Annotated in this window: 17 protein-coding genes; 12 read left to right on the top strand and 5 right to left on the bottom strand. The window is 71.5% G+C overall.

Features of this window, described 5'->3' with window-relative positions:
* Window position 1 precedes the first annotated feature (1 nt).
* Window positions 2-937, top strand: coding sequence for a fumarylacetoacetate hydrolase family protein (locus BL253_RS21165; RefSeq protein ID WP_076818862.1), 936 nt, complete (start codon window positions 2-4; stop codon window positions 935-937).
* Between the two features lie 3 nt (window positions 938-940).
* Window positions 941-1,750 carry an SDR family oxidoreductase gene (locus tag BL253_RS21160; RefSeq protein ID WP_076818861.1) on the top strand — a complete coding sequence of 270 codons (810 nt, stop codon included), beginning with the start codon at window positions 941-943 and terminating at the stop codon, window positions 1,748-1,750.
* A gap of 42 nt (window positions 1,751-1,792) precedes the next feature.
* Here the strand turns inward: BL253_RS21160 and BL253_RS21155 are convergent, their stop codons facing one another.
* From BL253_RS21155 to BL253_RS21140, 4 genes are read right to left on the bottom strand one after another with little or no spacing between them, the layout of a single operon-like run.
* A complete protein-coding gene (locus BL253_RS21155) occupies window positions 1,793-2,485 on the bottom strand; it encodes an alpha/beta fold hydrolase (RefSeq protein WP_076818860.1) in 693 nt (230 codons plus the stop codon).
* Window positions 2,482-3,246 (bottom strand): enoyl-CoA hydratase/isomerase family protein, encoded by a 765-nt coding sequence (locus BL253_RS21150; RefSeq protein WP_076818859.1) that lies wholly within the window; start codon window positions 3,244-3,246, stop codon window positions 2,482-2,484. The genes BL253_RS21155 and BL253_RS21150 overlap by 4 nt, the downstream gene beginning before the upstream one ends.
* Window positions 3,243-3,761 carry a nuclear transport factor 2 family protein gene (locus tag BL253_RS21145; protein WP_076818858.1) on the bottom strand — a complete coding sequence of 173 codons (519 nt, stop codon included), beginning with the start codon at window positions 3,759-3,761 and terminating at the stop codon, window positions 3,243-3,245. The genes BL253_RS21150 and BL253_RS21145 overlap by 4 nt, the downstream gene beginning before the upstream one ends.
* Window positions 3,758-4,888, bottom strand: coding sequence for a 3-hydroxyacyl-CoA dehydrogenase family protein (locus BL253_RS21140; RefSeq protein ID WP_081438518.1), 1,131 nt, complete (start codon window positions 4,886-4,888; stop codon window positions 3,758-3,760). Before BL253_RS21140 ends, BL253_RS21145 begins: the two co-directional genes overlap by 4 nt.
* 318 nt (window positions 4,889-5,206) lie before the next feature.
* On the opposite strand from BL253_RS21140, the gene BL253_RS21135 reads away from it, so the two are divergent.
* From BL253_RS21135 to BL253_RS21095, 9 genes are all read left to right on the top strand, one after another.
* Window positions 5,207-6,793 (top strand): ATP-binding cassette domain-containing protein, encoded by a 1,587-nt coding sequence (locus tag BL253_RS21135; RefSeq protein WP_081438517.1) that lies wholly within the window; start codon window positions 5,207-5,209, stop codon window positions 6,791-6,793.
* A complete protein-coding gene (locus BL253_RS21130) occupies window positions 6,790-7,833 on the top strand; it encodes an ABC transporter permease (protein ID WP_076818856.1) in 1,044 nt (347 codons plus the stop codon). Before BL253_RS21135 ends, BL253_RS21130 begins: the two co-directional genes overlap by 4 nt.
* 77 nt (window positions 7,834-7,910) lie before the next feature.
* On the top strand, window positions 7,911-9,029 hold the full coding sequence (locus BL253_RS21125) for a sugar ABC transporter substrate-binding protein (protein WP_158230387.1): 1,119 nt from the start codon (window positions 7,911-7,913) through the stop codon (window positions 9,027-9,029).
* Between the two features lie 166 nt (window positions 9,030-9,195).
* Window positions 9,196-9,915 carry a 3-oxoacid CoA-transferase subunit A gene (locus BL253_RS21120; protein WP_076818854.1) on the top strand — a complete coding sequence of 240 codons (720 nt, stop codon included), beginning with the start codon at window positions 9,196-9,198 and terminating at the stop codon, window positions 9,913-9,915.
* Window positions 9,912-10,868, top strand: coding sequence for a PDR/VanB family oxidoreductase (locus tag BL253_RS21115; protein ID WP_076818853.1), 957 nt, complete (start codon window positions 9,912-9,914; stop codon window positions 10,866-10,868). Before BL253_RS21120 ends, BL253_RS21115 begins: the two co-directional genes overlap by 4 nt.
* A 24-nt stretch (window positions 10,869-10,892) precedes the next feature.
* Window positions 10,893-12,098 (top strand): cytochrome P450, encoded by a 1,206-nt coding sequence (locus tag BL253_RS21110; RefSeq protein ID WP_076818852.1) that lies wholly within the window; start codon window positions 10,893-10,895, stop codon window positions 12,096-12,098.
* Between the two features lie 67 nt (window positions 12,099-12,165).
* Window positions 12,166-12,549 (top strand): transposase, encoded by a 384-nt coding sequence (locus tag BL253_RS21105; protein ID WP_241834976.1) that lies wholly within the window; start codon window positions 12,166-12,168, stop codon window positions 12,547-12,549.
* Window positions 12,550-12,689: 140 nt separating this feature from the next.
* A complete protein-coding gene (locus tag BL253_RS21100; protein ID WP_076818851.1) occupies window positions 12,690-13,523 on the top strand; it encodes a transposase family protein in 834 nt (277 codons plus the stop codon).
* A 76-nt stretch (window positions 13,524-13,599) separates the two neighbouring features.
* Window positions 13,600-14,937 (top strand): recombinase family protein, encoded by a 1,338-nt coding sequence (locus tag BL253_RS21095; protein WP_076818850.1) that lies wholly within the window; start codon window positions 13,600-13,602, stop codon window positions 14,935-14,937.
* Here the strand turns inward: BL253_RS21095 and BL253_RS21090 are convergent.
* Window positions 14,845-15,852 carry an aldo/keto reductase gene (locus BL253_RS21090; protein WP_076818849.1) on the bottom strand — a complete coding sequence of 336 codons (1,008 nt, stop codon included), beginning with the start codon at window positions 15,850-15,852 and terminating at the stop codon, window positions 14,845-14,847. The genes BL253_RS21095 and BL253_RS21090 overlap by 93 nt on opposite strands.
* Window positions 15,853-15,926: 74 nt before the next feature.
* Between BL253_RS21090 and BL253_RS21085 the strand changes: the two genes are divergently transcribed.
* Complete coding sequence (locus BL253_RS21085; RefSeq protein ID WP_076818848.1) at window positions 15,927-17,066, top strand: nitronate monooxygenase; 1,140 nt, start codon at window positions 15,927-15,929, stop codon at window positions 17,064-17,066.
* Window positions 17,067-17,131 lie beyond the last annotated feature (65 nt).

Raw genomic sequence — 17,131 nt, 5'->3', positions numbered from 1 at the left:
CATGCGGCTGACGACGCTGCGCACGCCCGCCGGCCCGCGCGTCGGCGTCCTCGACGGCGAGGTCATCCGGCTGTTGGAGCCGGGACTCGACCTGGCGCGGGTCATCGAGGGCGGCGCCGAGGCACTGGGTGATGTCGCCCGCCGCGCCAGGGCCTGTGACGCCGTCCCGGTCGAGCAAGCCTCGTTCGGGCCGCTGCTCACGCCGCCCAGCGTGCGCGACTTCCTCACCTACGAGCGGCACCTGGCCGAGCTGGCCGGCGCGGTACCAGACGAGTGGTACGACGAGCCGCTGTTCTACTTCTCCAACCCGGCGGCGATCACCGCCCCCTACGACGACGTCCGGATCCCGCCGCGGGTCGAGCAGTTCGACTACGAGCTGGAGGTCGCCGCCGTCGTGGGCAGGGCCGGCTCCGACCTGACGCCGCGCCAGGCCGCCGACCACATCCTCGGCTACACGATCTTCAACGACTGGTCGGCGCGTGACCTGCAGGTCCGCGAGTTCAAGTTCCCGATGGGGCCGTCGAAGTCGAAGGACTCCGCGATCACCCTCGGGCCGTGGCTGGTGACCGCGGACGAGCTGGCGGAGCACGTCGTCGACGGGCAGTTGGCGCTGGCCACGCAGGTGGACGTCAACGGGGTGCGCGCCGGCGGCGACGTCACGTCGAACATGTCGTGGACGTTCGCCGACCTGGTGGCCTACGCATCCCGGGGCACGGTGGTCCGGCCCGGCGACGTGCTCGGCTCCGGCACCTGCGGCACCGGCTGTCTGGCGGAGATCAGGCGCACCAGACCTGACACGGCGCCGGGCTGGCTGCGGGAGGGTGATGTCGTGCGCATCGAGGTCGAGCAGCTCGGGTTCATCGAGAACCGCCTGGTGGCCGGTCCCACGGCCGTCGAGATCCCGGCGGGGCGGCGGCGTGTCCGGGTGGAGGGGTAAGCGATGGAACTGAAGGACGCTGTCACCGTCATCACCGGCGCGGGAAGCGGGATCGGCGCCGCGCTGGCCAGGCGGTTCGCCGCCCAGGGAGCCGCCGCGGTCGTGGTGAGCGACCGGGACGGGGCGTCGGCCGAGGCCGTGGCCGCCGAGATCGGCGGCGTGGCCGACACCACCGACGTGGCCGACGAGGACGCCGTCGCGCGCCTCGTCGACCGGACGCTGGACCGCTACGGCCGCATCGACCTGTTCTGCTCCAACGCCGGGATCTTCGCCGGCGGCGGGGTGGAGGTCGACACGGCGGACTGGCAGCGGATCTTCGCGGTCAACGTGCTGGCCCACGTGTACGCGGCCCGGGCCGTGCTGCCGTCCATGCTGGAACGCGGCAGCGGCTACCTGCTCAACGTCGCGTCGGCCGCTGGCCTGCTCACCACGCCCGGCGACGCGCCCTACACGGTGACGAAGCACGGCGCGGTCGCGCTGGCCGAGTGGCTGGCGGTCACCTACGGCGACCGCGGGATCAAGGTCTCGGCGGTGTGCCCGCTCGGGGTCGCGACCCCGCTGCTGCTCGACCCGCTGCAGGAGGGCCAGCCGGCGGCGGCCGTCGTCGCCGCGTCCGGTGAGGTCATCTCGGCCGACGACGTGGCACAGTCCGTGGTCGACGGCCTGGCGCAGGAACGGTTCCTCATCCTTCCGCATCCCGAGGTCGGCACCTACTGGGAGCGCAAGGCCGCCGACCCCGACCGATGGCTGGCCGGCGTCCGGCGCCTGGCCCGCGCGACGCCCGGCCTCTCGCCGGCCGCGCCGGGCTCCTAGCCGGCGGCCGTCGGCCACCTGGCCACCTGGCCGACGGCCCGACTACCCGTACAGCCGGACCCGCTCGGCGATGAGGCGCGCCACGGCCTCGGGCCGGCTCGCGGCCGGGCTGTGGCCGCACGGCCACTCCAGGCCGCGGGTCGCCCGCCGGGCCAGCGCCCGCTGCAGCTCGGGGTTGATCACCTCGTCCCTGGTGCAGACGACGTAGGTCGAGGGGATCTTCCGCCAGGCGATCTCGTCCGGGACGCCGCGGAAGACCATCCGCGAGACGGGCCGCAGCCGCGCGACCGCGGCCGCGGCGACGTCGTCCGGCACGTCGCCGTAGAGCAGGCCGCGTCCCGCGACCGGGTCGAGGGTGACCTCGCCGGTCTGCTCGTCCAGGCGCATCGCCTCCCCCAGGCGGGTGTCCGGCAGCCCCCGCCCCGGCCCGGTGCGRCTGACGGACTCTCCCGCGTCCAGCGCGAACGCCGCCAGGTAGAGCAGCTCCCGGACGGACGCGTGCAGCCCGGCGGCGGTGATGACCGCGCCGCCGTAGGAGTGCCCGACGAGCACGGCCGGACGGCCGAAGGCGCGCAGCGCGTCGCGCGTCGCCCGCGCGTCGGCGGCCAGGTCGGTGAGCGGCAGCTCGACGGCGACGCTGTCCACCTCGAGCTCGTCGAGGGCGGAGCGGACGGCGTCCCAGCACCACGCCCCGTGCCAGAGGCCGTGAACCAGCACGGCGCCGGGCGCGGTCACGTCCAGCGCGGCGCGCGCTTCTCGGCGAACGCGGCGCGCCCCTCAGGGTGGTCCGGGTGCGCGGCGGCCTCGCCCTGATGGCGGGCCTCCATCGCCAGCACCGCGTCGAAGGGAAGCTCCCCGACGGCGCGCAACTGCCGCTTGGTGCGGGCCAGGGCCAGCGCCGGACCGGCGGCGAGCACGCCCGCGAGCTCCTGAGCGTTGCCCAGCACCTGGTCCACGGGCAGCACCCGGTTCACCAGGCCGTAGTCCTTCGCCTCCGCGGCGGAGAAGGTCCGCCCCAGGGCTGCCAGCGCGAAGGCGCGCGCGTAGCCCAGCTCTCGGACGAGGTGCCAGGACACCCCGGTGTCGGGGACGAGGCCCACCTTGGCGAAGGCGCAGGAGAACGACGCCGTCTCGGCCGCCAGCCGCAGGTCGCACGCGAGGACTAGGCCGAGGCCAGCTCCGACGGCCGGGCCGTTGACCGCGGCCACGACGGGCTTCGGCAGGTCGGCGAGCGTGCGCGCGATCGGGTTGTACGACCCGGCGACCGTCTCGTCGGCGTGCTCCAGCTCCTCGACGGCGGCGAGGTCCTGGCCCACGCAGAAGGCCCGCCCCGCACCGGTCAGCACGACGGCTCGCACGCCGTCGTCCCCTGCCACGGCGCGCAGCGCGCCGATCAGCTGCCACCGGGTGTCGCGGTCCAGCGCATTGAGCTTGTCCGGACGGTTCAGCGTGACGGTGGCGACCGCGCCGTCCCGGGTGATCTGGACGTCGGTCATGCTGCTCCTTCGGGGCCGTGGTCCTCCGCGCGTGGGTGGATCGTGCTGCGCTCGTCGCCCTGCACCGAGTAGCCGCGATCGGCGTAGGGGAAGCCGTCGAGCTCGGACGTCTGCGGACGCATCTGGTAGTACGAGCGGATCTCCCGGATCAGCCCGTCCGCGCACGTGAACCACTCCGCGCCGCGGGTGGCGACGCGCTCGGTCGCGCCCTCGGGAAGCCACCACAGGGTCCACTCGATGACCGCCTGCTCCGGTGTGGCGCAGATGGCATCCACCACCCAGCGGGCCTGGAGCCTGCCCGTGACCTTGCGCCAGTACCGGGCCAGGTGCTCGCCACCCTGGACGGCCTTCGACCCGTTGTTCGGCGCCAGGAACCAGTGCACGACGTCTGGATGCAGGGTCTGGCGCATCAGCTCGACGTCGCCGGCACTGCAGCCGTCGTAGTAGCGGCTGATCAGCGCTGTCCACGCGGCGGTCGGGTCGGCCGCCGTCCAGGGGTCGGCCAGGTCGGTCATGCGCTGCCCTTTCCGGGATAGTCGTGGAAGCCGGCGCCGGTCTTGCGGCCGAGCCGGCCCGCCGCCATCAACGCGCGCAGGGTGTCGGCCGGGGAGATCCGCGGGTCGTCCGCCACCGCGGCCATCGACTCCAGAGCGGCGACGGTGACGTCGACGCCGATCAGGTCGATGAGCGCCAGCGGGCCCATCGGGTGGCCGGCGCCGGTGCGCAGCAGCTCGTCCACCTCGGTCGCCCGGACACCTGTCTCGTGCAGCCGGACCGCGTCGTTGAGGAACGGGATCAACAGCCGGTTGACGACGAAGCCGCGTGTGTCGGCACAGGTGACCGGGGTCTTGCGCAGGTCGCGTGCCCACGCGGCCGCGGCGCCGCGAAGGTCACCGGCGCCCGGCGTGCTGTCCGGCACCACGACCTCGATGAGCTTCATGACCGGGGCGGGGTTGAAGAAGTGCAGAGCCAGCACGGGCCGGCCGGAGGAGACGGACGGCAGCAGATCACCGACCCGGAACGACGAGGTGTTGGTGGCCAGCGGTGTCGAGGGCGTCAGCTCCCGGTCCAGGCGTGCGACGACCTCGGCCTTGACCGCGAGGTCCTCGGCGACGGCTTCGATCACCACATCCGTTCGCGCCAGACGAGACGGATCCTCGGTCACCTGGATGCGACCGAGGACCTCCGTCTTCGTGTCCTCGTCCATGCGTCCCCGGGCGATGGCCCGATCCAGACTGGCTGTGACGCGCTGGCGCAGCCCTTCGCTGGAGACGGCCGTGCGAGCCAGCACCCGCACCGGTCGCCCGCCGCGGGAGATCGCCTCCGCGATGCCACCGGCCATGTGGCCGGTGCCCACGACGCCGACCGGTCCCGTCCAGGAAACGTTCCCCGCCGCAGGTGGGGCCTGGATGTCCGTGGTCACCGGCAGGGTGATCCCCAGCGCGGCCAGATCCTGCCGCGGCAGGGCGGCGAGGAGCTCGAAGGGACCAGCCGGGTGACCGGCGCCCAGCCGCATGGCGGTGTCGATGTCCGCCGGCGTCGCTGTCCGCCGCTCAGCGAGAAGGACAGCATCCCGCAGCAGCCCGCTCAGGACGGGAAGGGCGTMCGCGGACGGCACTGGCAGAGTCACAGGATGCGTCATGAAGGCTCCTGACGATGAGCGTGCCGGGTCCGGTCATCGCCGCCACGCGACACCCAGTCTGCGCAGCGCGCGGCCGTGCCGGAAATCGCTGTTCTCCGGGAGCTGGCATCCGTCGTCTCAATGGTCGCATCGCGCATCGCGCATCGCGCATCGCGCATCGCGCATCGCGCATCGCGGCGGCGCGGCGGCGCGGCCCGGCCGCCGCGCCGGGGGCTGCCCCGCCTGGGCTCGTGACCGCCCGGCGCATCGCCTGAGTGGATAGCTGGCATCCCTGACGTGTGTTGGCGGGGAGCGGAGTGATGGGCCTACCTTCCGGTCGTGACCCACATCACCAGCGAGCCGCGACCATCCCCGGACAGCCGCTCGCCGGGGCCTGCCTCGGGATCCGAGGTCGTACGCATCGCGGGACTGACGAAGACCTTCGGCCGGACGACCGTGCTCCGCGACGCGCATGTCGACCTGGTCCCGGGAAAGATCCAGGCCCTGATCGGGCAGAACGGCTCCGGCAAGTCCACCATCGTCAAGGTTCTCTCGGGCTTCCATCGCCCGGATGCCGGCGCCACGCTGCACCGAGGCGGCAGGAGCTACGACCTCCCGCTGTCGGCCCACGAGCTCGACGAGCTCGGGATCGCGTTCGTCCACCAGGACCTGGGCCTCGTCGACGCCGCCTCGGTGGTGGACAACATCCGGGTCGGCCGGTTCAGCCGCGGGCGCCTCACCCGGCGGGTCGACATGCGCCAGGAGCGCGCCGCCGCCCGGCGCACCCTCGACCGGCTGGGCAGCTCGATCGACGTCGACGGGCCCGTCGGTGCGCTCAGCGCGGCGGACCGGGCCATCGTCGCGATCGCGCGGGCGGTGCAGAGCCTGCGCGCGGGCGACGGCGTCATCGTCTTCGACGAGTCCACCCAGTCGCTGCCGCCCGAGGTGCTGGCCGGCTTCTACGACACGATCCGTGACCTCGCCGCGGATGGCACCGCGATCCTGCTGGTGAGCCACCACCTGGACGAGGTCATGGCGCTGTCGGACTCGGTCACCGTCCTGCGCGACGGCCGGGTGGTCGCCTCGGCGGTGGCCACCGCGCAGACCAGCGTCCGGGAGCTGACCCGGCTGATGCTCGGCGTCGACCCGCAGGTGCACCCGCTGCGCGAGGAGGTCGAGACAACACCCGCGGACGTCGTCCTGACCGCCACCGGCCTGACCGGGCGGCGGCTGCGTGGGCTGGACCTCCAGCTGCGGGCCGGCGAGGTGCTCGGTGTCACCGGAGCGACCGACTCCGGCCACGAGGAGCTGCCGTATCTGCTTGCCGGCGCCCGTCCCGGCCGCGGCACCGTCGCGTGCGGCGGCACGACGGTCAGCCTCGCCGGCGCGGGCAGCAGGGCCCTGCTCGACCTCGGCATCGCCCTGATCCCGCAGGGCCGCACCACCGCGGGTCTCGCCCTCGGCCTGACCGCCTCCGACAACGTCTCGCTGCCGCGGATGCGGGCGCGCAACAGCCGCTACCGGCTGTCGTCGGGCTGGCAGGACGAGGAGGCACGGTCGGTCATCACCGAGTTCGGCATCACCCCGCCCCGCGCCGACCTGCTCATGGGCGCCTACAGCGGGGGAAACCAGCAGAAGTTCCTGATCGGGAAATGGATGGTAGCCCGGCCGCGGGTCCTGGTGCTGCACGAGCCCACCCAGGCCGTCGACGTCGGCGCGCGCCGCGACATTCTGCGCAACCTGCGCAGGGCGGCGGCCGCGGGAGCCGCCGTGGTCGTCATCTCCATCGACGAGGACGACCTCGCGGCGGTCTGCGACCGAGTGGTCGTGCTCGCCGAGGGCCGCCCGTCGCGTCAGCTGGCCGCACCTTTCACCGCCGAGGACGTTCTCGGCACTCGAGTCTCGGCGTTGGAGAAGCAGTCGTGAGCACCACCACCCCGGACACCGGCCACGCCCGGGCCGACGGGCCCCGCACCGAGGCGCCGGCCCTGGCGCCGCGCCCCTCCTGGTGGGCCCGGACCGGGCCGGCCGACCTGACCCGCCGCGGGGCGGTGGTGGTCGTCTGGGCCCTGATGGTGGTGGCCTTCGGGATCGCCTCGCCCCACGTCTTCCTGACCAGCGGCACCTTACAGATCATCCTGGGCAGCCACGGCGAGCTCATCTTCCTGTGCATGGCGCTGGTCTGCGTCTTCTCCGTCGGGGAGTTCGACTTCTCCGTCGCCTCGGTCATGGGACTGAGCGGAACGGCGACCTCGGTCATGTACGTCACCCACGGCTGGCCGATGGTGGCCGCGGCCGCGTTCGGCCTGGCGCTGGGAATCGCGGCCGGAGCGCTGAACGCCGTCATCATCGTCATTCTCGGCGTCGACCCGATCATCGCCACTCTCGGCATGGCGACGGCCCTCGTCGGCGTCGCGCTGTGGCTTTCCAACCTGACCACGGTCAACGGCCTGCCGTTCGGCTACTCGGACATCGCGACGACCCACCTCGCGGGACTGCCCCTGTTCTTCTACTACGGGGTGGTGCTGGTGGTCGTCGTGACCTACGTCCTGTTCGCCACGCCGCTGGGCAAGCACATGACGTTCGTGGGCGCGAACAGCGAGGTCGCCCGGCTGGCCGGCGTCAACGTGAACCGGATCCGCTTCGGCGCGTTCATGTTCTCCGGCCTGCTCTCCGGGCTCGGCGGCCTGCTGCTGGCCGCGAACATCGGCGGCTACGACCCGGTCAGCTCGACGGCGAGCCTGCTCCCGGCGCTCGCCGCCACCTTCCTCGGCACCGCGATCATCGTGCCCGGCCGCTTCAACCCGGTCGGCACGTGGATCGCCGTGTTCTTCCTCTACACCGGCATCGTCGGCCTCCAGCTCCTCGGCCTCTCGGGCTGGATCAGCGACTTCTTCTTCGGAGCCTCCCTCGTACTCGCGGTCACCGTCTCAACCCTGCTGCGGCGCCGGGTGGCCACCCGCTGAAAGGCGTCCAGCACCGACCAGAAAGCGAACCCATGCGCTCCAGCTCCTTACGCCTGCGAACATCGCTTTTCGCGGCCGTGGTTCCCCTTGCCCTGACGCTCGCCGCGACCGGATGCGGCTCCTCGTCCGCCCCGACCGCGGCCACGTCCGCGTCCTCGAACGACCCGGGCGTGGCGGCCGCCCAGAAGGTCGTCGACAGCCGTCTCGGCAGTCAGACCTTCAAGGCGGATCTGCCGGCCATCGACCAGATCGCGAAGGCCAAGGACAAGAAGGTCCTCTACACCGCGATCAGCCTCAAGATTCCCTACTTCCAGAACGTCCTGAAGACCATGCAGTCGGCCGCCGGCCTCGCCGGCGTCCAGGTGGACGGCTGCGACGGCAACGTCACGCCCGCCAACATCGCCGGGTGCGTCACGCAGGCCATCAGCCAGCACTATGACGCGATCGTGCTCGACAACATCCCGGTCGACCTCATCGGTCAGGGCGCTGACGCCCTCAAGGGCGCGGGCGTCCAGATCATCTCGGCCGAGGGCGAGAGTCTCCCCGCGGCGGACGGCGTCACGTATGCCGGCACCGGCGGGCCCGAGATGCTCCAGGCCGCGGCCAACTGGACGATCGCGGACTCCGGCGGCAAGGCGAACGTCCTGATCGTGCAGCAGAACGACACGCCGCTGCAGGTCAAGTACGTCAGCCAGTACATGCAGCCGACGTTCGCCAAGAACTGCCCGAACTGCAAGGTCCAGGTCATCAGCGTCACGGCCGCGCAGCTCGGCAACCTCGGCACGCAGGTCAGCGCCGCCCTGCTCAAGGACCCCAAGATCGACTACGTCGTCTCCGAGTTCGACGCCAACGTCCAGTACATCGTTACCGGGCTGCAGAGCTCGCCGCGCGGCAAGAGCGTCAAGCTCGTCGGCGCGATCGGCGACCTGGCGGCCCTGCAGCGGGTGAGAAGCGGTCAGTTCCAGCGGGCCGACGTTCTGGTCAGCCCGAGCTACGCCGGCTGGGCGATCACCGACCAGACCCTGCGGGTGCTGGTCGGCGCCAAGACCTGGGACCGCCTGGACACGCCCTTCCGCACCTTCGACACGTCCAACATCGGCGACGTGACCGTCGCGCAGGACGGCATCGACGGTGGCGCGATCGTCGGTGGTGACACCTGGAGCCACGTCTTCCGGGCGTCGTGGGGCCTGTCGTGACCGTGGGGGCCGCGGTCGGCCTCGCGCAGGTCGAGCGGTACCTGGCCGCGGCGGCGCGCGGCCGGGACTGACGGCGGCGGGACACGCTCGTCAACCGCCTGCCGGTTCCCGCGGGCGGTTGACGAGCACTCGAGCAGGAGCCCGAGCAGGAAAAGGAGGGACGCGGATGGCCGAGATCGTGGCGACGCCGCTCGACGCGGTGGCCGGGATAGCTGACGGGGCGACGGTGATGATCGGCGGGTTCGGCGACGCCGGCCAGCCGGTGGCCCTGATCGACGCGCTGATCGACTCCGGCGCGAGCGGGCTGGTCGTCGTGAACAACAACGCCGGCAGCGGCGAGCACGGCCTGGCCCGCCTCATCGCCGCGGGCCGGGTACGCCGCATCATCTGCTCGTTTCCGCGCCAGACCGACTCCTGGCATTTCGACGAGAAGTACCGCGCCGGCGAGATCGAGCTGGAGCTGGTACCGCAGGGCAACCTCGCCGAGCGGATCCGGGCCGCCGGTGCCGGCATCGGCGCCTTCTACACGCCCACCGGGTTTGGCACCCTTCTCGCCGAAGGCAAGGAGACCCGAGAGATCGACGGGCGCCACTACGTGCTGGAGTATCCGTTGCGAGCCGACTTCGCCCTCATCAGGGCCGACGTGGCCGACGAGCGCGGGAATCTCAGGTACCGCAAGACCGCCCGCAACTTTGGCCCGATCATGGCGCCGGCCGCCACCACCACCGTCGTCGAGGTCTCCCGCATCGTTCCCGTCGGTGGGCTGGACCCCGAGAACGTGGTCACGCCGGGCATCTACGTCGACCGCATCGTCGCGGTGGGACCGGCCGGCGGGGCCCCGGCCAGGTCGGCCGGCGAGCGGCGAACGCGAGGAGAACGACCATGACCTCTCCCGCGGCCACCCACGTCGAGCTGGTGGTGGCGGCCAAGAACACGGCGGCCGACGCGGTCGTCACGCTCGAGCTTCGGCACCCCGAGGACCGCAGGCTCCCGGACTGGGCGCCGGGCGCGCATATCGACCTGGTGCTGCCGAACGGCCAGACCCGGCAGTACTCGTTGTGCGGCGACCGCTGGGACGCCTACAGCTACCGGATCGGGGTGCTGCGCGAGCCGGCGGGCCGCGGCGGCTCGGCCTACGTGCACGACCACCTCCGGGCGGGTGACCCGGTGGCGATCGGTGGCCCGCGGAACAACTTCAGGCTGGTGCCCGCCGAGGACTACCTGTTCGTCGCGGGCGGCATCGGTATCACGCCGCTACTTCCCATGGTCCACCAGGCCGAGCTGCTCGGCGCCCGCTGGCGCCTGCTCTACGGCGGACGATCGCGGGCGACGATGGMGTTCCTGGACGAACTGGCCGTCTACGGCGACAAGGTCGCCGTCGTGCCGCAGGACGAGCGGGGCATGCTCCCGCTGCCGCAGTGGCTGCCACCGACGGGCAGCGTCACGAGGGTCTACTGCTGTGGCCCCGAGGGTTTGCTGGCCGCGGTGGAGCGTCAGTGTTCCGACTACCCGGCGGGACAGCTGCGCACGGAACGGTTCGTCCCCAAGGAGAACCATGCTCCCGCGCGAACGGAACCCTTTCAGCTGGAGCTGCGCCGCTCGGGCCGCACGGCCGAGGTGCGGCCTGGCCGGTCCGTGCTGGATGCGCTTGCCGGCGTCGGGGTCAACGTCCTGTCCTCCTGCCGCAAGGGCGTCTGCGGCACCYGCGAGACCACGGTGCTCGCCGGCGAGCCGGACCACCGCGACTGTCTGCTCGACGACGACGAGCGCGCCGTGGGCGACTGCATGTTCGTCTGTGTGTCTGGCTCCTTGTCCGACCGGCTCGTCCTGGACCTGTGATCGGTCTCTTACGAAAGGCATGCCATGACCACCGTCACGCTGCCGCGTAGCTGTCCGACGTCCGATGCGGACCCGTTCTCGCACGATGTCCTCGAGAACCCCACCGAGTTCCAGGCGGAGCTGCGCGACGCGGGACCGGTCGTGTACCTGACCCGCTACGACGTCTACGCGATGGGCCGGTACGAGCAGGTGCGGGCCGCGTTGGTCGACTGGCAGGCGTTCCAGTCCGCGGCCGGGGTGGGACTTTCCAACTTCCGCTCCGAGAAGCCGTGGCGGCCGCCGAGCCTGCTGCTGGAGGCCGACCCGCCTCGCCACGATGCGCCGCGTGCGGTTCTGTCGAGGATCCTCGRCTCGCGCGCGGTGCGCAGACTCCGCGACGCCTGGTTCGCGGACGCCGAAGAGCTCGTCGACGACGTGCTCGTCGACCACGAGTTCGACGCCGCCCAGCGGCTGGCCGCCGCGTTCCCCCTGCGGGTCTTCCCGGACGCGGTCGGCATCCCGAAGGAGGGCCGCGAGAACCTGCTGCCCTACGGCGATCACCTTTTCAACGCGTTCGGCCCGCCCAACGACCTCGTCGAGAAGGGCGCGCCGCGGGTGCCCGAGCTGTCCGCCTGGGCGAACGCGCGGTGCGCGCGCGAGGTCCTCGACGGCAAGGGGTTCGGCGCGCAGATCTGGGCAGCCGCCGACCGCGGCGACATCACCCACGAGCAGGCCCCGCTCGTGGTGCGCAGCCTGCTGTCGGCCGGGGTGGACACCACCGTGCACGGTCTCGCCGCCGTGCTCTTCGCCTTCGCGACCCATCCCGAGCAGTGGCAGCGGCTGCGAGCAGAGCCCGCGCTCGCGCGGGTCGCCTTCGACGAGGCGGTGCGCTGGGAGTCGCCGGTTCAGACGTTCTTCCGCACCGCGACCACCGACGTCGAGATCGGTGGCGTCGTCATCCCGGACGGCAAGAAGATCCTCCTGTTCCTCGGCGCGGCCAACCGCGACCCCCGCCGGTGGGCCGATCCGGTCACCTTCGACCTCCTGCGCGACCCCTCCGGCCACGTCGGGTTCGGGATGGGGCTGCACCAGTGCGTCGGGCAGCACGTGGCCCGGCTGGAGGCGGAAGCACTGCTGACCGCACTCGCCAACCGGGTCAAGCGGATCGACGTGGCCGGGCCCGCCAGACGCCACCACAACAACACCCTGCGTGCATGGGAGTCACTTCCGGTGCGCGTCGAACGTGCCTAGCGGTGGTTTGTTGAACCCGGTTTGGGTAGGGCGTCGGTCGCTGGTTGTCTGTGGGAGGGGGCCGGTGATGGCCAAGCGTGTGGCCTGCCCATTGGCGCCGGGTCCGTTGGGGGACTACGCGGCCCGGTTCGATGATCTGTTCTCGGCGGTGGCGCAGCGGCGGGGGTTTCGGGAGTATCTGACCGGGTTGTTGGCGCCACGGGATCGGAACAAGACGTTGACCTGTCTGGCCGGGGCGGAGCCGGTGGTGGGTGCGCAGCATCCGGCGGTGCAGCGGTTGCAGTTCTTCCTGTCGGAGTCGGTGTGGGACCCGGAGAAGGTCAACGCGCGGAGGTTGGAGCTGTTGCGGGCTGATCCGGCCACCGCGCCGCATCCCGGTGGGGTGCTGGTCGTCGACGATTCCGGGGACCGCAAGGACGGCAGGGCCACCGCCCATGTGGGCCGTCAGTGAGCCATTCCCGGCAACGACTTGTGACGTTCGGTGACCGTTGCGGGGTGTGAATGTCCCTGGGGGCCGTGACGGCGAAGGCGCGGGGCCCGCTAGGAAGTTGTTCCGACCAAAGAGCAACTCCGAAGGAACCCCGCGCCTCGATGAGTTTCACATACACCGCCGAGCTGCCCCTTGGCGATCACACCGTCTTCCGCCTGGCGAGTCTTCTTGTCGCGGAGCGTCAACGTCGCGGGACTCGTAGCGGCACCCGAACACTGTCCACCCTGGAGCAGGCCGTGATGGTCCTGCGCTGGTTCTGTGACGGCCTCAAGGCCAGACAGCTCTTCAAGGATCATGGAGTGTCCCGGTCCGTGGGCTACCGCTACCTGCACGAGGGCGTCGCCGTGCTCGCCTGGCGGGCGCCTGACCTGCGCGAAGCGCTGATGCGGGCCAGGATCGCCGGCTACGACCATGTGATCATCGACGGTACGGTGATCGAGACCGACCGGCTGCGCGTGCCCGGCCCGACCGAAGGCGTGGACCTGTGGTGGTCCGGCAAGGCCGCCCACCACGGCGGCAACATCCAGGTCCTCTCGGCCCCCGACGACGGCTGGCCGCTGTGGATCTCCGACGTGCGGCCCGGCCGCGAGCACGACTCGACCGCCCTGAAAGCCTCCGGCGCGCTGGCGATCCTCGCCGAGTGGACCGCCGACCTGCACGAGGTCCTGTTCGACCTCGGCTACGAAGGGGTGGGTAGCCCGGCCGGGCCGCTCGCGATCGCGTACAAGAAGCCCAAGGGCGCCACCCTCACCGACGAACAGAAGGCGCACAACCGGATCCACAACGCGCTCCGCGCCGTCGGCGAACGCGCGAACGCCCTGCTCAAGGTCACCTTCCGACTGCTCCACAACATCACGATCGACCCCTGGAAGATCGGACTCGTCGTCAAAGCCGCCCTCGTCATCCTCCACACCGAGTACCGCAGGACCGCCTGACACCCAACACACCAACACGGCATTGTTAACACGCAACGTGACGAACCGTTACCGGGAAAGGCTCACTGCGACCCCGATGGGTCGCATGCTGCTCCAGATGCTCGCGATGTTCGCGCAGTTCGAGCGCGACACGATCATCGACCGGGTCATTGGCGGCATGGAACGCAAAGCCGCCAAGGGCCTGTGGATGGGCGGCAACCGGCCCTTCGGCTACCAGGTCGACCGCGCCCACTGGAAACTGCTCATCGACGACAAGGAAGCCGCCGTCGTCCGCCTGATCTTCAACCTCTACGTCAAGGAACGGCTCGGGACCCGCGCCATCGCCAAGACCCTCAACGAACGCGGCCACCGCACCACCACCGGCGGCCCCTGGTCCGGACATCAGGTCATCCGCGTCCTGGACAACCGCGTCTACCTCGGCGAACTGACCTTCCGCGAGATCACCGTCACCGACACCCACGAACCGATCATCGAATCGGCCCAGTTCGCCGAGGCCGAGAAGATCCTCACCATCCGCAGCGACGGACACAACCACCGCGCCGCCAGCGACTCCGACTACTACCTCACCGGCCGCATGCGCTGCCCGCAATGCGCCAAAGCGATGCTCGGCTCCAACGCACAGGGACGCAACCGGACCTACCGCTACTACACCTGTTTCACCCGCCTGCGCTACAGCCGCGAGCGCTGCGACGCCCCTCGCCTCGACGCCGACGCCGACGCCCTCGACCAAGCCATCCTCACCGCCCTCGCCGCCTTCTACCGCGACCATCAGCAGCTCATCGCCGACGCCGTCCACCTCGCCCGCCAGCGCCACCACGACGCCCACTCCGACCGCACCGGCGAACTCGCCACCGTCCAGACCGACCTCACCCAGACCGACCAGGCCATCGACCGCTACCTGTCCGCGTTCGAGCGCGGCACCCTCGACGAAGAGACCCTCGCCACCCGACTCGCCGCCCTGCGTACCAAGCAGAAGCAGCTCCGTCGCCGACAGACCGAACTCACCGCCCAGATCGACGACGAACCCGTCATGCCGCCACGCGCCACCCTCAGCAAGATCGCAAACCACATCGATACGATCATTGAGGTCGGCACCGACCTTCAGCGCAAGGCCCTCGTCGAAGCCCTCATCCACGAAGTCAAGATCCTCGGCCCCGGACGGTTCCAACCAGTCTTCCGAGTCCCCAGACTCGAGCCGACCGAGGCCACCGCAGCCGCCCTACCAGCAACAACGCCCCCGAAGGGAGCGGTTCGTACAATGCCAAACATGGTGGGGCGGGCGAGGCTCGAACCTGTGACCGGGGGATCGGGAAACCGCCGTTCAGTCGACAGCGTCCGTGACCCTTCGCCGCTCGCCGGGGGTCAGCGGACGCTCGGCCGCGGCGGCCGCGGCGGCGAGTTGGCCTGGGCGTGAGGCGCCGATGATGACCGCGTCGATCGCCGGGTGCCCCAGCGCCCAGGCGAGCGCGGTCTCGACCGGGTCGCGGCCGAGCTCGGCCGCGACGGCGCGCAGCTTCGCGCTCCTGGCCCGCACCGTGTCGTTCCAGTAGCGGCCCCGCACCGAGGCTCGGGACGCCCGGCTGCCGGCCCGCGGTTCCGCGGCGTCGTCGGGTGGGGCGGCCAGTACTCCGCCCGCGAGGACCTGGAAGGCGAGCGCGCCGACGGAGGTGGCCTCGCAGGCGGGTAGCAGCTCCTGCTCGCCGGCGCGGTCGGCGACGCTGTAGCGGACCTGGGTGGAGGCGAAGCGCTCGAGCCCATGCTCCCTGCTCGCCCCCAGGGCGAGGCACAGCTGCCAGGCGGCATATCCCGAGCAACCGAGGTAGCGGACCTTGCCCGACTGGACCAGCGCGTCGAGCGCCGAGAGCGTCTCGTCGAGCGGTGTGCTCGGGTCGAACCGGTGCACCTGGTAGAGGTCGATGTAGTCGATTCCCAGCCCGCGCAGGCTCGCCTCGACGGCGGACATGATGTGCTTGCGAGACAGGCCCTGATCCGTCGGCGCGATGCCCGCCCGCCAGCGGGCGGCCTGATCGTGGCCGGTCGCGCTGGCCCCGGCCGCGTGCGCGGCGTCGTCGTCGCCGACCCGCAGGCCGACCTTGGTGCACACGACGAGCTGGTCGCGCAGACCGGCGGGCAGCGCCCCGGCGAGCATGCCCTCGCTGCGGCCACCGGCGTAGACGTCGGCGGTGTCGAAGGTCGTGATCCCGAGGTCGAGGGCCTCGCGCACCAGGTCGCCGGCGACCGTGCCGTCCACGGACTCGCCGAACTGCGCCGCGCCGAGGATGACCGTGGAGATCTGGAGCCCGGTCCCGCCGAGACGTGAGTAGCGCACGTCCCCAGCTTGCCAGCCTTTACCAATCCTGGATACTGGATCCCTATCGCGATTCGAAGGAGGCTGGTCTCCTCGTGAACACTCCGATCTGCGAGCTGCTCGGCGTCGACGTCCCGCTGCTCGCGTTCAGCCACTGCCGCGACGTCGTCGCCGCGGTGACCAACGCCGGCGGTTTCGGCGTGCTCGGCGCCTCGTCGCACACRCCGGAGCAGCTCGAGCACGAGCTCRCCTGGATCGACGACCACGTCGACGGCCGGCCGTACGGCGCGGACATCGTGGTGCCTGAGAAGTTCGCCGGGAAGGGTGAGCATCTCGGCCTCGCCGACCTGGCGGCCCGAGTTCCCCAGCGGCACCGGGACTTCGTCCGGGAGCTGCTGGAGTCCAACGGGGTTCACCTGTCCGAGGCCGAGCTGACGCGGAGTGCCCCGGCGGGCGTCGGTGACGATCTCGGGGAGCGGCTGCTCGACGTCGCGCTCAAGCATCCGATCAGGCTCATAGCGAACGCCCTCGGCGTCCCCCCGCAGTACATGATCGACCGGGCGAAGGCCGCCGGGATTCCCGTCGCGGCGCTGGTGGGGGCCAAGGAGCACGCGGTCAGGCAGGTGCGCGCGGGCGTGGACGTCCTCGTCGCCCAGGGCACCGAGGCCGGCGGCCACTGCGGGGAGGTCACCACGCTGGTGCTCGTCCCCGAGGTGATCGAGGCGATCAGGCCGGTCCGGGAGGTGCCCGTGCTCGCCGCCGGCGGCATCGTGACCGGCCGCCAGATGGCGGCGGCGATCGCACTGGGCGCCGCGGGCGTGTGGACCGGGTCGGTGTGGCTCACGACGGAGGAGGCCGAGACCGCGCCGTACACGGTGCGCAGGATGCTCGCCGCGTCGAGCCGGGACACGGCGCGGTCCAAGGGCCGCACCGGCAAGCCGTCCCGGCAGCTGCGCTCGGCGTGGACCGACGCGTGGGACGCGCCGGGCAACCCGGGAGCCCTTCCGATGCCGCTGCAGTCCATGATCAGCGAGCCCGCGCTGCGCCGCCTGGACACTCTCGCCGAGAACGGCGACCCGGGTGCCCAGCAGCTTGTCACCTACTGGGTGGGGCAGGGCGTCGGGCTGATGAACAAGGTCAAGCCCGCGCGGCAGGTCGTGTTCGACATGGTCGAGGACTTCCTCGACGCGACCGAACGGCTCACCGCCGCCCTCGGCGACGGACCGGCCTCCTGACCCACGGCCGCGGCCCAGCGCTCGCCCGCCGGGCCGCGGCCGTGGGCGTGGGCGCCACCGTGAAC

The sequence above is a fragment of the Pseudofrankia asymbiotica genome (genome assembly GCF_001983105.1).
Classification (GTDB): Bacteria; Actinomycetota; Actinomycetes; order Frankiales; family Frankiaceae; genus Pseudofrankia; species Pseudofrankia asymbiotica.
Note: the sequence above shows the minus strand (reverse complement) of the source record. Positions and strands in the feature narration are given on the sequence as shown.